The sequence below is a fragment of the Nocardia sp. NPDC004340 genome, assembly GCF_053602575.1.
Map to the genome: position 1 here is coordinate 380866 of NZ_JBSGDW010000002.1, position 19091 is coordinate 399956.

Sequence of the window (19091 nt, forward strand, 5' to 3'; positions counted from 1 at the left end):
CGTGGCGGTGAGGGGGCTCACCGGTGAAGGGTCAGTTAATTCAACCGGTGCTGTCATCGGTGCGGACCAGCACGAACACCAGTTCCGTGTCGCCGATGCGCAACACCGCTCCGTCGGACAATAACCCGCTGTCCACGATGCGCGCACCATCGACATACACGCCGTTGGAGGAGTGCAGGTCCTTGATCACCCAGGTGTGACCGTTGTCGATGAGCAGGGCGTGATGGCGGCTGACCCGGCCGTCGGCGAGCGCGATGTCGTTGTCGGACAGGCGACCGATCCGGGTGGTGGAACCGACCACCGGGTGGACGTGCCCGGACCGGTCGCGCAGCAGCGCCTGCGGTTCGTGCCAGCTGCGGTCCACGATGGTGGTGGCGCGGGTGGCCGAGGCGGCGGCGACCTGGCGCACGCTGAGCGGGTCCTGGCGCAGGATGCGCGATTCCAGTTCCCGGATGCGGTGGCCGGGATCGATGCCGAGCTCCTCGGCGAGGATGCCGCGCAGACGGCGGGCCGCCTCGAGAGCGTCGGATTGGCGGCCGGTCATGTAGAGCGCGGTGATCAGCTGCTCCCACAGCGATTCCCGCAGCGGATGGTCGCGGACCAGCAGGTTCAGTTCGGCGACCACGCCCTCGGCGCGGCCCTGCGCGATATCGGCCTCGGCGCGGGACTCGATGACGCCGATCCGCTCGTCGTCGAGGGCGACCGCGTAGGCGTCGGCGAAGCCGAGTCCGCGCAGGTCCGACAGCACCGGGCCGCGCCACTGCGCGAGGGCGTCGGAGAGCGCCTCGGTGGCGGCGCCGAAGCGTCCGGCGGCCAGCGCGCGCATGCCGTTCTCACGGCGGGTCCGGAAGCGGAAGACGTCGCAAGCCGAGTCCTCGACCACGATGCGGTAGCCGGTGCCCATGTGCTGGAGCATGGTCCGGGCGTCGATGCCGCCGTCGCGCAGCGGTTTGCGCAGGTTGGAGACGATGGCGTGCAGGCTGACCCGCACGTCGGGCGGCGGATTGTCCTCCCAGACGGCGCTGGCCAGCGCGTCCACCGAGACCGGCCGGTTGGCGTTGATGGCCAGGTAGGCCAGCACCGCCCGCTGCTTGGGCCCGCCCAGCTGCTGTGCCACCCCGTCGATGGTCAGCTGCACCGGACCGAGCACGCCCACCCGCGCCCGCACCCCATCCATCGCCGACCTCCCGTCGGACCCGATTTCTCGCCCGTCACTGTAACTTCGCACGGCCGCCCCCGCCCTTCGCATCCACCGAATTCGTCTTACCGAACTGGTCGGTCCCGGTCGCGATTTCGTTCCATCGGCCGGGTACTCAGAAGCATGCACCGGTGCGGGCGGCTTTCGGGAGGGTGCCTGCACCAGTGCATGCGAGCGATAGGGAAGGGCGGTCGGGGTCAGGGGTTGAGGTCGTAGACCTCCACCGAGCCGACCATCGTCACCGGATAGTTGGCCTTCACCCAGGCGGTGATCTCGGCGCCGGTGGTTCCGTTGGATTCGGAGCCCTGCCCGCCGGGGTTCTGCCCGCTCGGCTGCTGACCACCCGGCTGTTGGCCGTTCTGGTCCTGGCGGGGCTGGTGTCCGCCACCGGTGTGGGTATTGCCGCCGGGCTGGGGGTTGGTCGGCTGCTCCTGGTTCGAGGTGCCGCCGGGCTCGGACTCGTTGCCCTGACGGGGGCGGATCAGCAGGTAACCGATCTGATGGTCGGCGACGTACTGCTGGAACTGGGCCAGCGTCGGCGACGGGTCGCGGCCGCTGAAGCCGCCGATCGCGAGCAGCGCCTTGCCGGTGGTCAATTCGAGGGTGCCGACATCCTGCGCGCCGATCGCGGCCGCCGCCCAGCGGGCATCGCTGCCGTCGACGAGCGAGACGATCTGCGGATCGGCGACCCCGCCGCGCTGTCCACCGCCGTATTGGCCTGGGCCACCGGCATTCTGGCCGGGACCGCCGCGCTGGCTCCGGGCCGGGCCCGCGATCGGGCTGCCGCCATTGTGCACGCCGGCCACGGTCTCGAGGGTGTAGGCGGTGGGGCCGAGCAGCCCGGCCAGCAGCGCGAACACACCGATGGCGAGGGTGAACCGCGGCAGTTTCGGGGCGATCAGCAGCGTGGCCGCGGTGACCACCGCCAAGGCCATGAGCGTCCAGCGCAGCCACGGCAGCCATTCGGGTGTGCGGTGCAGGAGCACGAACGACCAGATGCCGGTGGCCAGAGCCATGACCGCGAGGGTGACGCGTGCCGCGAGATGGGTTCGGCGCTGCCACAATTGGGTCGCGCCGATGCCGAGGACGGCGGCCAGCGCGGGGACCAGTTCCATCGAGTAGTAGGAGTGGAAGCTGCGGCTCATGTAGCTGAGCACGATTCCGGTGACCAGCAGCCAGCCGCCCCACAGCAGCAGGCCCGCGCGGACGCGATCGGTGCGCGGCTGCCGACGGGTCAGCCACAACCCGGCGATCAGTGCGATGAGCGCGGCGGGCAGCAGCCACGAGAACTCGGTGGCCAGTTCGCCGGAGAACAGACGGGTGATGCCGGGCTGCGAACCGAATCCGCCGAAGCCGCCGCGCATTTGGGAGGGATCGGGGTGCGCGCCCGGAGTGGGCAGGGCGGAGGCATTCGGCACCGCCGACGGGGTAGGCACGGCGGACGGTGTGGGCACGGTCGACGGCATGTTTCGAGGTCCGCCGCCGCCACCGTTGTGGTTGCCCAGGATCCGGCCGAGACCGTTGTAGTCGACGGCCAGCTCCCACAGGCTGTTACTGGTGGATCCGCCGATGAACGGCCGCGAGCTCGCGGGCCACAGTTCGACCAGCGCCACGTACCAGCCCGCGGAAAGCACCAGCGCCACGCCCGCGGACGCCAATCGCGTGATGCGCGTGAGCCATCCGCCCGCACCGGCCACCAGCACCACCAGCGCCAGGCCGGGCAGGACCAGGAACGCCTGCATCATCTTGGCGAGGAAGCCGAACCCCATGAGCACGCCCGCGCCGACCAGCCAGCCGGTGCCGCTGGACCAGAAGCGTTGTCCCGGTGCGTCGATGGACCGCACCGTGCAGTACGCGGCGGCCACCAGCAGCAGCACCATGAGGGCGTCGGGGTTGTTGAAGCGGAACATCATGGCCGCCACCGGGGTGACCGCCAGCGCCGCACCCGCGATGAGCGCGGCCGCGGGTCCGGCCCAGCGCCGCACCGCCGCGATGAGCAGCGCGACCGACGCGACGCCCATCAGCGCCTGCGGCACGAACATCGACCAGGCGTTGAAGCCGAAGATCCTGCCGGACAAGGCCATCACCCACATGGCGGCGGGCGGCTTGTCGACGGTGATGGAGTTCTGCGGGTCCAGTGATGCGAACAGCAGCGCCTTCCAGCTCTGGGTACCCGACTGCACGGCCGCGGCGTAATACCCGTTGCCCCAGCCCGCGCCGCCGAGTCCCCACAGGTAGACGACGGCGGTGGCGATCAGCAGCGCGGCGGTGGCCGGTAGTTCCCAGCGCGGCCGCCCACCGGCCGGGGACACGTCACCGTCCTTGGGTACGGCCGCATCGTCCGCAACACCGGTGATGGTCGACATGCCACCCGCTTTCTGCTGTTCCAGCCCGATTTTGTCTCTGTCGTCGCGGAGCCTATGCGGCGGGTTTTGACCACAGCTTCGAGACGGCTGGGAGTTCCCTGTGAGGGCCTGAACTGCGAGAAGAGGCGCAGAAAAGCCGGAAGGGCACCCGCTGTGGCGGGTGCCCTTTCCAGGTATCCGGTCGTGCTTGTCAGTGACGGGCTGCCTCGAGAGTGCTGGGAACCTCGAGGATCAGACCGTCGGGAGGGTGAAGGCGGCGGTGCGGACCTTGTCGCCGTGCTTGAAGTCCAGGAACAGGCGGTAGGTGCCGCGTCCGGGAACCGCGGTGTGGAAGGTGACGTCCGGGCCGGGCGCGGTGACGCCGTCGCCGGGCTCGCCGTTCGGGTGCACGTGGACGTAGGCCAGGTCCCCGGCGCGCAGGATCACCAGGTGGCCGTACGCGGCCAGGTAGGGCTGCAGGTCGGTGACCAGCTCGCCGTCCTTGCGCACGGTGAGGGTGAGCAGGCGGCCCTCCCCCGCGACCAGGTCGCCGTCCAGGGTGACCTCGTAGCCGTCGACCGCGAAGGTGCGGTCGGGCTGCGGCGCGGTGCCCGGCCGGTAGTCACCGGCGATGGCGAAATCCGCTCCGAGCGTGATGGTCCGGCCCAGGGCGCGGGGCGCGATGTCGGTGAAGGCGCGGTAGGCGCCCGCCTCGGGGAGATTCAGGCGGACCGTCCAGGTGCCGTCGGCCTGCCGTTCGGGGTGCACGTGCCAGAAGCCGGTGAGCTCGCGCTGCACGACGATCAGGTGCAGTTCCTTGTCGTGGATGGCGTCGAACTCGGTGACGGGTGCGCCGTCCGGGCCGAGGATGCGGAAGCGGAACTCGGTTTCGCCTGCGGCGACGACCTTTTCGGCGAGATCGAGGGTGTAGCCGTCCTGGGTGACCTGGAGGCCACCGGGGACTCCGGCGTCGTGGCCGCCGTGCGCGTGACCGCCGTGCCCGGGGTGGTCGCCGTGTCCGGCATGCGCGTTGTGATCGGCGTGAGCCGCGTGCTCGGTGTGTCCGGCGTGCGCGCCGTGGGCCGCGTGGTTGCCGTGTCCGGTGTGGGCCTGGGTGGTCATTTTCTCGTCCCTCTCAACTGCTTTCACTGCCTTACGGAAGATCAAGTTAATACCCCCCAGGGGTATCTGCAAGAGGTGTCGATGTGAACTGGGTCACCGCGATGGCAACCCCCGCGCCCAGGACCGCGCGGGCAACTCCCCCGTCGCGTAGCGGGCGTACGTGTTCTCCGGCGTCACCGTGATGACATCGGTGACCGCCACCAATTCCGCGGGCACGCAACCGCCTTCGAAATGCTCCACACTGGGCACGATCACGGCCTCCAGGGCGAGCCGCGAGACGAGCACCCGCAAACGGTGGACCGGCCGGTCGGTCCATGGCCCGAAGACCACCGTTTTGCGCAGGTCATACCCCAGCCGGTGGGCCATGATACGAATCCGGGCCTCATCCCATTCGCGACGTTCGCCCGAAATGTCGCTCCGCAACCATCCGATGGCGTGGGGTTCCGATGTCATGGCTATTCCTCAGGTGTGCTCACTGACGGCGACTGTGCCGACTTCAACGTTGGTCCGCCGAATCCGATTGATCGATGGCGTGCGATGGGGAAAGTACGGGGCAAATCAGGGTCAGGGCGGCACGGCAAATCCGTGGAAGACCTATTCTCGGGAGAGGTCCAGCAGAGAGGCCGCATGCCGTGACCGGACGGAACGAGCTGCTCATCGAGGCTCGACTGCGCATGGAATCCCCCGGTGCGCCGGGACATTCGATGACCCGACAGGAGTTGGCGAACGCCGTCAACGATCACGTCTTCCGGGCCACCAGCAAGCGCGGGGCCGTCGACGAACGACACGTCGGCAAGTGGGAGCGAGGCGAAACGACATGGCCCAGAAAGCATTACCGGTCCGCGTTGCGGGCCGTCCTGAATGTGGCGACCGATGCCGAACTCGGGTTCAGCACTCCGCGTCGCGCGGCGGATGACGCGGGCGTGAACCGCAAGCAGTTCCTGTCCAGCGCGCTCGTGGTGACCACGAACGCGGTGTTGTCGAATTCCGCGCCAACCGAATCCGAGCTCATCGACACCCTGGCCGGGCCGACCGCCAACTACCGGCGGATGGAATCCTCGGTGCCCTCGGATCGGCTGGCACCCGTGGTGGACGCGCACCTCGCGCTGGTGGCGGGTGTGGTGCGAGATCGACTACGCACCTCCGGCGGGTTCCGGGCGCTGTCCGAGATCGCCGGACTGGCAGCGTGGCTGGCGGCCGACCGCGGGGACGACGCGGCGGCGCGGCGGCGATACGTGGAGGCCATCCGGCACGCCGAGCGGACCCATCATCCGCTGCTGGTCTCGTACATGACGGCGAGTCTCGGGCACTACGCGGTCGAAATGGGTGACGGCCGAGCGGGTTTGACCTTGTTGCGCACGGCCGCCGGGCAGTTGGGGTCGGATGCTCCCGACAGTGCCGGGGCATGGATGTCGTCGTTGCTGGCCGTTGCGTACGCGGAGACGGGTGATCGGGCGGCGGCGCTGGGCGCGTTGCGGCGGGCCGAGCGGCTGGTGGATCGGCAGCGCGGGGAACCGCGGTGGCCGTGGGTGTTCGTGTTCGACGGGCCCAAGGCGGCGCGGTATCAGGCCGGTGCGCTGGCCCGGCTGGGTGATCATCGGGCGGCGCGGGTGGCGTTCGAGACCGCGGACGCCGCGTTCACCGCGGAGAAGCCGCGGGCGCTGGCCAAGGTGGAGCACGCGCGGGTGCTGGCCCGCGGCGGCGACATCGAGGCGGGCTGCGCGCTGGCCGCCGAGGCGCTGACCGTGGGGCTCACCTATCACAGTGAGCGAATCACCAGGCTGGCCAGGACATTCCGCGCCGATCTGCCCGCGCGTACCGTCGAGGCCAGGGCGCTCGACAACGCGCTCGCGACTCTGTACGGACGTGACGATCGATGACGAGCGTCGCCATCACCGGTCACCGCGGGTTGCCCGCGGCCACCCTGGCGCTGGTGGATCGGGCGCTGCGGCTGGAGGTCGCGGCGCGCGTCCGGCCGGGCGGGCCGGGGCTGACCGGCGTGAGTTGCCTGGCGGACGGACCGGATTCGCTGCTCGCCCAAGCGATTCTGGATGTGGGCGGGCGGTTGATCGCGGTTATTCCGGCGTGGCGGTATCGGGCGAGTCTGCCCGCTGCCCACCATCCGGTGTACGACCGGCTACTCGCCGCGGCGGATCGGGTGATCGCCCTGGATCGGGAGGAGTCGAATTCCGCGGCGCACCAGGCCGGGAGTCTGCGCATGCTGGACGAGGCGGATGAACTGCTCGCGGTGTGGGACGGGCTGCCGGCGCGGGGTTTCGGCGGCACCGCCGATGTGGTGGCGACGGCTCGGGCCCGAGGGCTGCCGATCACGGTGTTGTGGCCGCCCGGCGCCGAGCATCCCTGAGCGCGGCTTGACCTCAACAGCGGTTCAGGTATCAGGCTGTCCCCGGGTCGCCTCGCGACCCGCGCCCGCGGCCGCGCCGAGCCCGTACACCCCTCGTCGCGGCCGCGGGTTCTTCGGTGAGGCATGTCGCGGTGCCGCTCGGACGCTCCCCGGCGAGGGCGGCGTAGGGTCGGTAGCGATCGTTCAGCTATCCCGCAGCCGCACCGTGTGATTCGCCGGTGGGAGAGGACGTAGCAATGTCGACCGGGGAAACCGTGATCGTCGCCGTGGACGAATCGGCGGGCTCCGCCGTGGCCTGGGCCGCGCACACCGCCGCCCTGCACCACGCGCCGCTGCACCTGCTGCGGGTCCTGGAGATCACCCCCGATCAGGGTCTGGGCCTGGGCACCGCGATCACCACCCAGGACTACGACCGCCTGGAGGAGCACGGCACCTGGCTGCTGCAGACCGCGGCCCAGGCGGCCGCCGAAGCCTCCCCCGGCCTCACCGTCACCACCGAACTGACCACCGGCGCGGTCGTTCCGACGCTGCTGGAGCGCACCCACGGGGCCCGCATGCTGGTCGGCGGCGCCCGCGGCGGCGGCACCCTGCGCCGCGCCCTGCTCGGCTCGGTCAGCTCGGTCCTGGCCCGCCGCGCCCACTGCCCGTTCGTGGTGGTCCGCGACGGCGTCCCGCTACCCCCCGACCTCCCGACCCGCCCCATCCTGGTCGGCGTCGACGGCACCCGGATCAGCGAGCCCGCCATCCGAGCCGCCCTCGAGGAGGCCTCCATCCGCGGTGTGGCCGTTATCGCCCTGCACGCCGAAGGTGCCTCCGACGACCCCGAAATGGACGCCCTCGACGACTACGTCCTCGCCGAATCCCTCGCCGGCTGGCAGGAGCGCTACCCCTCTGTCCGCATCGACCGCGAAACCACCCACGACACCCCCGAACGATCCCTCCTCGCCCTCTCCTCCGGAACCCAACTCCTGGTGGTCGGCACCCGAGGCCGAGGTGGCTTCGCCTCCAAGGTCTTCGGCTCCACCAGCCAGTCCCTCCTCCTCTCCGTCCAAACCCCCATCATGATCGCTCCCACCCCATAGCCCCCGCCCCTGTGAACCCTCCCCCACCCGAATACCTGCTACCCGTACGGACGTACGGCTCGGTAGTCTGACCCAGACGCCCCCGTAGCCCAATTGGCAGAGGCAGCGGACTTAAAATCCGCCAAGTGTCGGTTCGAGCCCGACCGGGGGCACAGACCTGTTATCGGAATCGGCCCAAGCCATATCCGGTGCGGCGTAATATCTCAGCCGGGCTGGTAGCCCACGTCTTCGCATGCTGTCCGAAGTAGGCCTTACCGCTGAACCGAGAGCTTTCCCATCGAAATGATCTGACGGCACCTGCCATGGGAGAGGCGACCATGCTGCTCGATCACACGAAACAACACATCACAGCCGTGACGCGAGCGTCCGGGCATCTGGATCTGTTCGCGATCGGGAACGACGACAGACCCGTCACCACATTCTGGAGCGCCACCGACGGCTGGCGCGGCGAGTGGATGACCTTGCCGGGCAACACCCTCATCGACCACCGGACACAACAGATCACCGCGATCGCGCGCCAACCCGGGGTTCTCGATCTGTTCGCGATCGACAGTCAGGGGCGGCCGATCACCACGTTCTGGAGTGCCGCGAGTGGATCTCCGGATAATCCGACCGGCTGGCGCGGCGACTGGATGACGTTGCCCGGCAACACCTTTCTGGATCACACCACGCAGCGCATCACGGCGGTGGCGCGCAAACCCGGAAACCTCGACCTGTTCGCCATCGGCAACGACGGCAGGCCCGTCACCACGTTCTGGACCGCGACGGACGGATGGCGGGGTGACTGGATGACGTTGCCCGGCAACACTTTTCTCGACCACACCACCCAGCGCATCACCGCCGTCGCCCGCAAACCAGGCAACCTCGACCTGTTCGCCGTCGGCAATGACGACAAGCCCATCACCACGTTCTGGACCGCCACCGACGGCTGGCGCGGCGACTGGATGACACTGCCGGGCAACCCCCTGATCGACCACCGGACACAGCAGATCAGCGCGGTGGCCCGCAAGCCCGGCAACCTGGACCTGTTCGCCATCAACAACAACGACAGGGTCATCAGCACGTTCTGGAACGCCGCCGACGGCTGGCGAGAGGACTGGGTGACCTTGCCCGCTACCCTGGGCGGCGATACCCGGCTGGTCCTCGACCACACCACCCAGCAGTTGACGGTGCTCGCGTCGAAGCCGGCCGGCGTCATGTTCGTCACGGCGGTCGCTCCCGACGGGCGGCAACTCGGCAACGGCTGGAGTGCCCGGGGCGGCTGGGGCGCCTGCTGGGGCCCGGTGCCAGGGACCACGCTGCTCGATCACCGGACCCAACAGCTCGCCGTCGTCAGCCGAAAGCCGTTCCTCCTCGACTTCTTCTCCATCGGCAACGATGACAGGCCGATCTCCATAGCCTTCAGCGGCGCGGGCGAAACTGGTTGGAGCGGAGACTGGTTCGCATTGCCCTCCCATTGACCACCACACCGGCAGGCAGGTATCGACCATGTCCGAGTGGAACGAAATCGACAAGAACCCGGCGACCCGCGCGATCACCGTCGGGAGCAGGCTGTATCAACTGCACGACACCGGCGCTGTCTTCCGCTTCACCGGTCCCGCGCTGACCGGCTGGGAGCAGCTGGACAGAAATCCCCTCACCACGGCGATCGCCGCGAATGACACCGACCTGTACCAAATGCATGAGACGGGTGCACTTTTCGTGCTCGGGCCCGACGCGGCCCCCTTCACCGGTTGGCAGGCAATCGACGCCAACCCGGTGACATGCGCGATCGCCGCCTCCGCCGACCGGCTCTATCAGCGTCATCAGACCGGTGCGATCTTCCGCTACACGGGAACGCCGTTCACCGGCTGGGAATTACTGGACCGCAACCCCGCAACAGTCGCCATCGCGGCCGGCGGCCACGACCTCTACCAGCTGCACGAAACGGGAGCGATCTTCCGCTACACCGGAACCCCACTCACCGGCTGGGAACTACTCGACCGCAACCCCGCAACAGTCGCCATCGCCGCCGGTGCCAACAAGTTCTACCAATTACACGAAACAGGCGCGATCTTCCACTACACCGGAACCCCACTCACCGGCTGGGAACAACTCGACCGCAACCCCGCAACAGTCGCCATCGCCGCCACCGCTGGCGAGCTGTACCAATTGCACGATACCGGAGCGACATTCCGTTACACCGGAACACCTTTCACCGGCTGGTCCACAATGGGCCAGACCCCCACCCCGACATCCGACACCTGGTGTACCGCGATCGCCGCAAGCCATCCACCCGACTTGTTCGTCGACATCGTGTTCCAGCTCGCCGGATTCGGCCCGATCCTCCAATTCCACGAGTAACCCGCGAGTCAGGCCCTGAACGGCGGCCTCAGTACGTTCTGAGTCCTCCGCTTTTGGCGTTCAGCATGGTTTCGTGGGTCAACTCCGCCGTCAGCGCCTTGCTCGAGCCGAGCGGCTCCGGCTCACTGTCGAGGCGGATTTCGGATTGACATGCTTTCGCGGCAGGCTTGTCAGGTTTGGCGGCGCATCCGGCCAGCAGTGGAGCGATCAAGATGCCGACAATGAACGTGGCTGGTTTCACTTGCCTCGCACTCACTTTCCCCTGCCCGGAAGCCGCCGAGTGTCGGTTCGAGCCCGACCGGGCACACCAGTTTTCGATGAAGCGTGACGTCGGTGAGGGCCTCAGTAAGTTGCGAGTCCTCCGCCTTTGGCGTTCAGCGTGGTTTCGTGAGTCAGCCGCTCGCCGGGAAGGAGTAGCAGGGGCATGCTCCCGGTGTGCCACATCACGGACTGCACCACCTGCCGGTCTTTGAGGAAGACGTAGTAGCCGAAAGGCGCAGGATCGGAATTGATGGTGGGCGGCAGCCCCTTCCAGCAGGTGCCCGCTGGGGTTTGCGCGGTCTTGTTCATCCAGTCATCGTTGTAGGCTTCGGCGGCCTCGATCATCGTGTCCCAGTCATCGGACCAACCTGCCGTGTGAGTGATCTCGCCGAGGCTAATGGGTTGATGCCCTCGACCGGCGGTTTCGAGTTCCTTCGTCAGCGCCTTGCTCGAGCCGAGCGGCTCCGGCTCCTGGTCGAGGCGGATTTCGGATTGGCAGGTTTTCGCAGCGGGCTTCGCCGGTTTGGCAGCGCATCCGGCCAGCAGTGGAACCATCAGAATGCCGACAACGATCGGAGCTGGTTTCACTTGCCTCGCACTCACTTTCCCTTGCCCGGCAGTGGGATGTCCACTTGCTCGGGACTCGTCGTCGCTGTCCAAGGAACGGTATTGCTGAAGGCGATCTGGGCGGGAGCATTGTCGCCATTGGGGCTGTGGATGACGACGGTGTCGCCCTTGTCGACCGCGGCGATGACCGCTGACTTCAGGTCGTCCTTCGATGCGTTCATGTTCGCCAGACCGATCTGACGACCGACATCGTTGTTCTTGAGGTCCATCGCCTCGCGCTGCGGACCGTTTCCACCGACACCTTCATGAGCGGTGGCGTACTGCTTCGCCCAGTCGGCGCCGAACTCCTGGGTCATACGTGCGTTCCAGTAGGCATGCCGGGCCGCATCCCCATGACCGTCATCCTTCGATTTCGGATTCACGTCGGTGTACTTGTTGTTCTTCCCGAACTCTTCGGCCTCGTCCTTGATGTCGTTGAACTTCATGTAGTTCATCGGATTGCCGCCGTAGGCCGGGTTGCAGAGTTTGTCCATCGCGGCCTTTTCCTCGACCGTCATCTCTACCGGCTGCATGTCGGGCTTGTACAACCTGATCAGGTTCAGCGTGGTCGAGTCGGGCCAGACCACGATCTCGGACTTCGTCGCGTCCACCTGGTATTTCAGGAGGATATCCCGGAGCGCGGCGTCCTCCGGGATACCGGCCAGCACCAGCTTGACAGCATCGGACACGTGCTCGAGTTGCGTGGCGAGGTCGCGCGCGCCGATCTTGTCGGTTGCCTGCACATCCCAGAATGCCTGCTTGAGACTCGCACCCAAGCTGAGGCAGGCGGCGGTCTTCCAAGCGACGGAAGCCGGGTTGCCCCAGGTCTTTTTGATGGTCTCCCAGTTCGAGTCGTATGACTTCACGTCGCCGGTCTCGTCGTCGTAGAAGAGGTTCCACTCCGAGTCTTTGACGTCGTCGACGGCCGACTGCAAACTCTTGATATCCGATTGCAGTGCGGCAGCGGTGGTGTCGATCTGCTTGTGGATGGCATCGAGAACGTCACCGCTGGTGACTGCCTCGTTCTTCAACTTGGTCGACATGGTCCGGGCGGCGTTACCGCCGGCTTCACCGAAGTACGGGTCGGAACCCTGAATTGCCTTGTCGGCATTGAGGGATTCGGCCTCGAGGGTGATACCGGCGTTCATCGCGTCCGCGCCGGCGAAGCGCGCCGAATCGAGCTTCCACCCGAGCACCGTGGAGATGGTGATCTTCTCCCCGCTCACTTGATCCCCTTGAATCCGGCCACATTCGCCTCTTCCATCCCATCGACGGTGCCGGCCGCGTTATCGGTCAGAGTCGCGAACTGGTCGAGCCTGCCTTGATGGAGCGTCACCACCCGATCCATCGCCTTGAGCACGCTCTGGACGTTTTTCGCGAAGGCGGAGAACGGCATCGCGCCGGGAGCGGCGTCACGGTTGTGCTCGCCGATCGGGTTCAGTTTGCCGATCGCACCGGCATGGGTGCGGGTATCGGTCGCGAGCCCACGCAACTTTTCGGGATCGAAGGCAACCATGTCTACCGTCCCACCAACAGCTTTCGCTTCATGAATCCCCCAGCACTAGCCATGCGCTGCTGAATAGTAGCGGTCGGTATGTACTGGGAACAATCCGACGCTCGGTGTCGGTACAGTGTCGGGCAGTCGGGGGGAGACATCCCGGCATGGACGATCCGGAAAAAGGGGAGCGAAGCACGTGGACCAGCGTCGCGCGCGGGCCGAGAAGATCGATGAGGCCATCGGGGTGGTCCGAGCCCAGGCTCGCGCCGCGGACCGGAGCATGGCGATCGAGGTGGATGCCTACGGCCAGATCACCCAGATCAGGCTGGCACCGCACGCCGCCGCGGAGGGGACCCAGCAGCTCGAGCGGACCATCATCGAGCAGTACCGGGCGGCGCGCGCCGATGCGGAAGCGCAGGCCCACAAGGTGTACGAACAGTTCCTCCGCGACGAGAAGAAGAACGCCGTACAGGCGACGCCGCCGCCGCAACCCGAATGGGCCGACCAGGACGACCTGCAGCCGGTCAGGCTCTGGACCAACTGAGGCGGCTACCGGCGGGCTCTGGGGCGTCGCCCGGTTCCGGCGATGCGGGACAGCAGAGTTTGGCGGGCGGCTGATCCGGTCTTGGCGGGAACGGCTTTCACATTCCAGTGGGCCTTAAGGATTCGGCAAGCGGGGGCGGCGAGAGTTCCTCGCATGAACGGGAATCGTGGGGCCGTGCTGGAAGCGGTCGGGGGCTTTGCGGGTGGAATCGTCGGGGCGGTAATGGGTTTCGCCTACCCGTGCGCGATCATCGTGCTTCAGCGGAGCGTGGGGATTACCGACCCGCACCGGGCCGCTACCGTCACGGAGGACGGGCCGGTGGAGTACGGGGTGGGGTCGGTTGGGTATTGGGCCAGTTGGGTCGCGACGTTCGCCGTGATCATCGCGATCGGGGTGCTGGGGTCGCGGTATCGGTATACGCGGGCCGCGGCTGCGCCCGCGACGCTGTGGTTCGCGATCGTCGCCCTTCCGCTGGCCCTGCTGTTCATCGCGTTCGACTTCGGTGGTGCGCCGCATCCGAGTTGATCAGGCGGTTTGCTGGGCTTGTTGTTTGATCACCAGGGCGACGTGGAGGCGAGAGGGGCAGTCGAGTTTGGTCATGACCTGGCGGAGGTGGTTGACGACTGTCCATTCGGCGATGCCGAGGCGGCTGGCGATCATGCGGTTGGTCATGCCCTCGGTGACGAGGCGGGCGATTTCCAGTTGGCGTTTCGTCAGGCGGGAGACGGGGGAATCGGGGAGTTCGGCAGGAAGGGGCGGGGTGGAGAGGGCGTAGGCGATGGCCTCGTCGATGTCGAGGACGGAGCCGACGGTGGAGATGGCGGGGTCGTCGGAGTCGAGGGCGGGTTCGGGGATGCCGACGTGGTCGGTCAGTTGGGGGAGGGCATAGGCGTCGCGGATCCAATGGGCCGCGGCCGATAGTCGGTGCACATGGTCGGAATAGTGTTCGCCCGCAACGTGATAGGCGCGGGCGCAGCCCTCCAGGGCGACAACCATCTCGACGGCATTGCGGGCGGGGTCGGGGGTGCGGAGGGCGAGGCGGAAGACCTCGTGGGCGTGCTGGGGTGCGCCGGCGCGCAGGAGGGTGCGGCCGAGGGCGGCGAGGAGGCCGAGGCGGTCCCGGCGGTGGGGCAGGGCGGCGGCGCGGTCACGTAGGGTCTGCCAGCCGCCTTCGCCGTCCTGGGATCGGTCGAAGTGGATCAGCGCTTCGACCAGTTCGCCCGCTTCGCGTTCGCGGGGTGTGCGGGCGGTGGCGGGTGGGGCGCTGTCGACCAGGGTTCGGGCCCGCTGCGTGTCCCCCACTTCGTAGCAGGCCAGGGCTAGTCGCCAGACTGCCGAACCGGTCGGTTCGACGGCGGAGGTCAGCAGGCCGACGGCGTCCGCGAATCGGCCGGAGCGTAAAGCCCAGTGGCCCAGCAGTTCCCGGCCCAGAGCCGCCGCGACCGGATCCGCGGTCTTCGACATCCGGATGAGCGTCGCCTCCGCCCAGGTGAACGCGCGCCGCTCGATCCAGACGTCCTCGAGTTCGCGCAGCATGCGCACCGCGCGGGCCGCCTCGCCCTGGATCGTGAAGTAGTCGATGGTCGCGACCAGGTCGCCGTGCCAGCGCTCGGCCAGCCGCACCGCGGCGGGGCGACGGGCCGGATCGTCGAGCATGCGCGCGATACGGGCGGCGAGCTGACTCATACCGGCCGCGCGCATGGCCCGAATACGCAGTGCGCGTTCGGGATCCGCGGAGAGCAGCTGCCGCAGCCAGGTGCGCGTGAACCCGGACATGGCGTAGGTGTAGTGCCCGTTGCCGGCGACCGCGTGGTCGAGCAGGCTGCGGTTGACCAGGTCCGCGAGCCGATCCACGATGGCGTCACGCTGCTGACCGCACAGCAGCAACAGCACTTCCTCCAGATCGGTGAGCACGTCGGAGGTCGCGATCTGCAGCAGCAGATCGGTGGACAGCGGGTCGAGATCGCCGGTCCCCCACTCCAGGCACTCGCGGACGGTGCGATGCCGGGCGGGCGTGTCGACGAACGGCGACGGCGGCAGCGGCTGCCCGGATTCGATGCGTCGCAGCGTCCGCTCGGCCCCGAACCGCGCGATGGCGGCCGCGGCCAGTTCCAGCGCGAGGGGCACGCCGCCCAAGGCGGCCGCGATCTCCTCGACGATCGCGAGGTCCGCGGATGTGGCTCCCCGGAAACGGGTTTCGATGCTGTCGAGCAGCAGCCGCGCGGCCGGGCTCGGTGTCTCGGGGTCCGGAGAGATCGTTGTGGGCAGCGGGTGCACCTGGAAGAGGCATTCCTGGTAGAGCCCGAAGGCCCGGCGACTGGTGGTTACGACGGTCAGATCGGGACAGCGATTCAACACCGCCGGAAGCTCGTCCGCGAGCGCGCGAACGAGACGATCACAGTTGTCCAGGAACAGAATCGAGGGAACAGGCCCGGCCTCGATCGCGGCCCCGACCGCTGACGCATCCTCCAGCTCCGCCAGATCCACCGCGACCACCCGCGACACCCCATCCTGCACGGCTTCGGCGGCCAGTCGACTCTTGCCCACCCCCGCGATCCCGGTCACCGTCAATACCCGGACCCGAGAGTCCGCGATGAGCCGCCGAACCTCGTCGACCTGCCCTTTCCGCTCGAGTAGCGCGGGGATTCTGTAGCTGTCAGGCATCGCGAAGGCATCCCATCCGATCGAAATCCGGCAGTCGTCCCCCCGAAGCCGCAGTCTAGGACCGGTTCCGCAGGCCCGCGCCTCGACAGTGCCCCTGATTTCACCGGCACGGACCTGGCAGAAACTTGCCGGTGGCCGCCGCGACCGCAGGTCGGATACGTTGGCCGGTTACCGATTTCGCGCGTGGCCGGGATATCCGGCGGTGGCGCCGCGCACCTTTTCATCCGCGGGCAAGGAGGCGTATCCGGGATGCACGCCGGGGGTCAGGCCGCGAGCGGCGACCAGGCGATCCAGTAGGTCGGCGAGCTGCCGATACTCGTCGTCCGACAGCGCCGCGGTCTGTTCCCGTTCGTGCGCGAAGGCGATCGCGCCGAGCTGGGCGAGGAGTTCGCCCGCCGCCGGCGTGAGATGCAGTTCGTGGTTGCGGCGGTCGGCGGGGCTGCGGCGGCGTTCGATCAGGCCCTTGGTGTCGAGGGGGTCGATGAGGGCGACCACACGGCTGGGGACGACACCGAGTTCGGCGGCCAGGGAACGCTGACTGCGGCCCGGCTCCGCGGCGATCATCCGCAGGATGCCGACTTCGGGTGGGGTGAGCCCGATTTCGGCGATTCGCTCCGAGAACCGTTGCGTGGCCCGGGCGCCCAGCTGAGCGAGCTGGAAGGCGACCGCGCGCATGGGGCGGGTCGGCTGCGCTCGCCCGGATTCCTCTTGCTTCGCCTCGGCCACGGCGTTATCGTACACGGCAGGCAATCGTTCACAGAAGAGAACGATTCATGCAAGAGAACGGAATCATCCGTCATGTCTGCCGAATCCCCCGCCATTCCGAAGCCCGAGGCACTCGAGCCACCCCTGGGCAGCCTCGGCGTCGCCGTCGCCGGACTGTTCGTCGCCGGACTCGTCATCAGCACCGTTCAAGCAGGTGGCAGCCCATTTCCGTCACCCTTCGCGGATGCCGGGGACGCGCTCGCCTACTTCCGCGACCACTCCTCGGCCGTGCGCACCGGCGCGGTGTTGCAGTACGCGAGCGCCATCCCCTTGACCCTCTACACAGCCGCCGCCGCGGCCCGGCTGCGACGGGTCGCCGACGGCTTCGGGCCCACGCTCGCCGCGATCGGCGGCGCGCTCGCTGTCGTCTTCCTGATCTGCTCCGGACTCGTCAGCTGGGCGCTCACCGTGCCCGAGGTGGTGAGCGATCCGGCCCTGGTCCGCGGGTTGCACACGCTCGCGTTCCTGTGCGGCGGCCCGGCCAATGTGATGGCCACCGGCTTGCTCATCGCGGGAATCGCCGTGAGCGCCACGCCGCGACGGCTGCTCGCCCCGTGGCTGATCAGCGCGGGCCTGGTGATCGCGGTGATCGCCCTGTGCACCACCGCGGCGCTGGCCGTCACCGCGGCGGCTTTCCTGCTGCCGATCGCGCGCTTCACCGGCATGGCCTGGTTGATCGCCGCCGGATTCCTGCTTCCCCGTTCGTAATTCACACTCCCAGGAGAAATCCGATGACCACCCCGATGATCACCAAACTGGTGCGGTTCCAGCGGCCCGAACTGTCGCTCCCCTATCTGAACGGCATCGATGACGCCCATGTGGCCGCGCTGTTCGGCCTCGAATCCGACGGATATCGCTCGCTGTGTGAGGAATTCACGACGCAGGCGCGAGCCGCGGCGGCGGATCTGCTGACCGAGGACGCGGTCGCCGAGCAGGTCGACAGGCTCCCGTTCGCCCCCGGCGCGCGTGTGGTCGCGCTCGGTGAGAGCAGCACCGCGGATCGCCTGTCCTGGTTCGAGATCCTGCGCCACCTGCTCGAACTACGACGGCCGGGAGACGCGATCACCCTGCTCAATCTGGCGGTCACCGGTGCCACCACCACGAACACCCTGAAAGGCATTGCGGCGCTGGGCTTCCAACGCCCCGACTGGGTCCTGTGCCAGCTCGGCGCGAACGACGCGCAGCGCCTCGGCCCCGACGGGCCCCGCGTGGTCAGCGCCGAGGAGACCACACGCAATCTGGGCGTCCTGCACGACGAAGGGGTGCGGCTCAGCGGCGCGCGCTGGGTCTGGCTCACCCCGACCGACGCGGACGAGTCGCTGATCGCGACCTTCCCGCCGTTCCAGCAGGCCGGAATCAGCTGGCGCGCGGCCGATCACGAGGACACCGCGCGGTCGCTGCGCGAGCGGCCGGAACCGGTGATCGACACGCTCAACGTCACCCGCCCCGGCTCCGGTCATCGGCTCTACGAGCCGGACGGCGTGCACCTCACCCCGGTGGGCCAGGTCGCCGTCGCCCGGGCCGCGGTGTCGGCGCTCGCGGCGATGGCGTGAGGAAAAGCCCATGCGAATGACCATGATCGCCCTCGCTCCCCTGCTGGTCGCGGGCGTGTGCGCGACCCAGCCGACCGCTTCCGCCGCATCCGATGACGCCGTCGCGGTCACCGCTGCCCAGATCGGCGATGCCGCGGTCATCACCGTGCAGGACGGCGTCCTCGCCCTGCGGGATGGCGTGCTCACCATCGCGTCGCCCGGCGGCACCGTGCTCGCCGGAGCCGAAATGTCCTTCCGCGTGGACGATTTCGTCTTCCCGATCGCGGCCGCCATCACCGACCGGACCGCGACGCTGGTCCCCGACCTCGATCCCGCGCACGCCGTCTACGCTCCGGTCGCGCTGCCGTTCGAGGACTCCGCCGGATTCCAGACGCCCTATCAACGCGAGCAGGCCGCCTGGAATCGAATGAACAGCACCATCGGCATGGGCGCGGTCCTGGGCACGCTGGTCGGGGGTGTCGGCGGGGCGGCGGTCGGTTGCGTGCTGGGCGCGGCGGTCGGGGCCACGGTCGCCGCGGCCACCATCGTCGGGCTCTTCGGCCCGTTCCTGCCCGGCGCGGTGGTCGGGTGCCTGGGCGGTGTGGTCGCGATCGGGACGCTGGGCACCATCGCCGGCCAATTGCTGGTGACCGCGCCCGTGGCGGTCCTGGCGGCGGTCCAGTACTTCACCACCATCACCGCTCCCCTCTGACGACCGGGGCGGGTGTGCGGTGTACCTCACAATGTCCGCCCAGCTGAGAGTAGG

20 protein-coding genes and 1 tRNA gene are annotated in these 19091 nt (G+C 68.3%); 11 read left to right on the plus strand and 10 right to left on the minus strand.

The genetic code is table 11. The features are described 5' to 3' along the window. Positions 1-40 precede the first annotated feature (40 nt). The 4 genes from ACWEOI_RS09290 to ACWEOI_RS09305 all read right to left on the minus strand — a co-directional run bounded on the left by ACWEOI_RS09290 (position 41) and on the right by ACWEOI_RS09305 (position 5118). Positions 41-1177 carry a BTAD domain-containing putative transcriptional regulator gene (locus tag ACWEOI_RS09290; RefSeq protein WP_452359346.1) on the minus strand — a complete coding sequence of 379 codons (1137 nt, stop codon included), beginning with the start codon at positions 1175-1177 and terminating at the stop codon, positions 41-43. Positions 1178-1395: 218 nt separating this feature from the next. Further along, a complete protein-coding gene (locus tag ACWEOI_RS09295; RefSeq protein ID WP_452359347.1) occupies positions 1396-3564 on the minus strand; it encodes an ArnT family glycosyltransferase in 2169 nt (722 codons plus the stop codon). A gap of 231 nt (positions 3565-3795) precedes the next feature. After that, positions 3796-4665 carry a hypothetical protein gene (locus ACWEOI_RS09300; RefSeq protein ID WP_452359348.1) on the minus strand — a complete coding sequence of 290 codons (870 nt, stop codon included), beginning with the start codon at positions 4663-4665 and terminating at the stop codon, positions 3796-3798. A 93-nt stretch (positions 4666-4758) separates the two neighbouring features. Beyond that, positions 4759-5118, minus strand: a complete 360-nt coding sequence (locus ACWEOI_RS09305) for a hypothetical protein (protein WP_357091868.1) — start codon at positions 5116-5118, stop codon at positions 4759-4761. 179 nt (positions 5119-5297) lie between these two features. Between ACWEOI_RS09305 and ACWEOI_RS09310 the strand changes: the two genes are divergently transcribed. The 6 genes from ACWEOI_RS09310 to ACWEOI_RS09335 all read left to right on the plus strand — a co-directional run bounded on the left by ACWEOI_RS09310 (position 5298) and on the right by ACWEOI_RS09335 (position 10455). Next, entirely contained in the window at positions 5298-6545 is a 1248-nt protein-coding gene (locus ACWEOI_RS09310; RefSeq protein WP_452359349.1) for a hypothetical protein, read from the plus strand. Next, the gene (locus ACWEOI_RS09315; protein ID WP_452359350.1) at positions 6542-7030 is read left to right on the plus strand and encodes a hypothetical protein; all 489 of its coding nucleotides are present in this window, start codon (positions 6542-6544) and stop codon (positions 7028-7030) included. The genes ACWEOI_RS09310 and ACWEOI_RS09315 overlap by 4 nt, the downstream gene beginning before the upstream one ends. Before the next feature lie 236 nt (positions 7031-7266). Then, positions 7267-8112, plus strand: coding sequence for a universal stress protein (locus ACWEOI_RS09320; protein ID WP_433668267.1), 846 nt, complete (start codon positions 7267-7269; stop codon positions 8110-8112). Positions 8113-8190: 78 nt separating this feature from the next. Then, positions 8191-8264: transfer RNA gene (locus ACWEOI_RS09325), tRNA-Leu, on the plus strand. Positions 8265-8429: 165 nt separating this feature from the next. Then, positions 8430-9572: a hypothetical protein gene (locus tag ACWEOI_RS09330; protein WP_452359351.1), complete on the plus strand. Its 1143-nt coding sequence runs from the start codon at positions 8430-8432 to the stop codon at positions 9570-9572. A 28-nt stretch (positions 9573-9600) separates the two neighbouring features. Further along, a complete protein-coding gene (locus ACWEOI_RS09335) occupies positions 9601-10455 on the plus strand; it encodes a hypothetical protein (protein WP_452359352.1) in 855 nt (284 codons plus the stop codon). 28 nt (positions 10456-10483) lie between these two features. Here the strand turns inward: ACWEOI_RS09335 and ACWEOI_RS09340 are convergent, their stop codons facing one another. The 4 genes from ACWEOI_RS09340 to ACWEOI_RS09355 form a co-directional block, all read right to left on the minus strand. Beyond that, entirely contained in the window at positions 10484-10696 is a 213-nt protein-coding gene (locus ACWEOI_RS09340) for a hypothetical protein (protein ID WP_452359353.1), read from the minus strand. A gap of 101 nt (positions 10697-10797) precedes the next feature. Beyond that, the gene (locus ACWEOI_RS09345; protein WP_452359354.1) at positions 10798-11304 is read right to left on the minus strand and encodes a hypothetical protein; all 507 of its coding nucleotides are present in this window, start codon (positions 11302-11304) and stop codon (positions 10798-10800) included. 11 nt (positions 11305-11315) lie between these two features. Then, entirely contained in the window at positions 11316-12548 is a 1233-nt protein-coding gene (locus ACWEOI_RS09350) for a DUF6973 domain-containing protein (RefSeq protein WP_433668273.1), read from the minus strand. Next, complete coding sequence (locus tag ACWEOI_RS09355; RefSeq protein WP_404204479.1) at positions 12545-12838, minus strand: hypothetical protein; 294 nt, start codon at positions 12836-12838, stop codon at positions 12545-12547. The genes ACWEOI_RS09350 and ACWEOI_RS09355 overlap by 4 nt, the downstream gene beginning before the upstream one ends. A gap of 178 nt (positions 12839-13016) precedes the next feature. Here ACWEOI_RS09355 and ACWEOI_RS09360 point away from each other — a divergent pair, with 178 nt between their 5' ends. After that, entirely contained in the window at positions 13017-13364 is a 348-nt protein-coding gene (locus ACWEOI_RS09360) for a YbaB/EbfC family nucleoid-associated protein (protein WP_404204481.1), read from the plus strand. 174 nt (positions 13365-13538) lie between these two features. Continuing rightward, positions 13539-13889, plus strand: coding sequence for a hypothetical protein (locus tag ACWEOI_RS09365; RefSeq protein ID WP_452359355.1), 351 nt, complete (start codon positions 13539-13541; stop codon positions 13887-13889). On the opposite strand, the gene ACWEOI_RS09370 is transcribed toward ACWEOI_RS09365, so the two are convergent. Both ACWEOI_RS09370 and ACWEOI_RS09375 read right to left on the minus strand, forming a co-directional pair. Beyond that, positions 13890-16028 carry a LuxR C-terminal-related transcriptional regulator gene (locus ACWEOI_RS09370; protein ID WP_452359356.1) on the minus strand — a complete coding sequence of 713 codons (2139 nt, stop codon included), beginning with the start codon at positions 16026-16028 and terminating at the stop codon, positions 13890-13892. Positions 16029-16196: 168 nt separating this feature from the next. Continuing rightward, the gene (locus ACWEOI_RS09375; protein ID WP_433668280.1) at positions 16197-16754 is read right to left on the minus strand and encodes a MarR family transcriptional regulator; all 558 of its coding nucleotides are present in this window, start codon (positions 16752-16754) and stop codon (positions 16197-16199) included. A 72-nt stretch (positions 16755-16826) separates the two neighbouring features. Here ACWEOI_RS09375 and ACWEOI_RS09380 point away from each other — a divergent pair, with 72 nt between their 5' ends. From ACWEOI_RS09380 to ACWEOI_RS09390, 3 genes are read left to right on the plus strand one after another with little or no spacing between them, the layout of a single operon-like run. Continuing rightward, a complete protein-coding gene (locus tag ACWEOI_RS09380; protein ID WP_433668282.1) occupies positions 16827-17501 on the plus strand; it encodes a hypothetical protein in 675 nt (224 codons plus the stop codon). Positions 17502-17524: 23 nt separating this feature from the next. Beyond that, the gene (locus ACWEOI_RS09385; protein ID WP_452359357.1) at positions 17525-18346 is read left to right on the plus strand and encodes an SGNH/GDSL hydrolase family protein; all 822 of its coding nucleotides are present in this window, start codon (positions 17525-17527) and stop codon (positions 18344-18346) included. Between the two features lie 10 nt (positions 18347-18356). Next, positions 18357-19037: a hypothetical protein gene (locus tag ACWEOI_RS09390; RefSeq protein WP_433668285.1), complete on the plus strand. Its 681-nt coding sequence runs from the start codon at positions 18357-18359 to the stop codon at positions 19035-19037. Positions 19038-19091 lie beyond the last annotated feature (54 nt).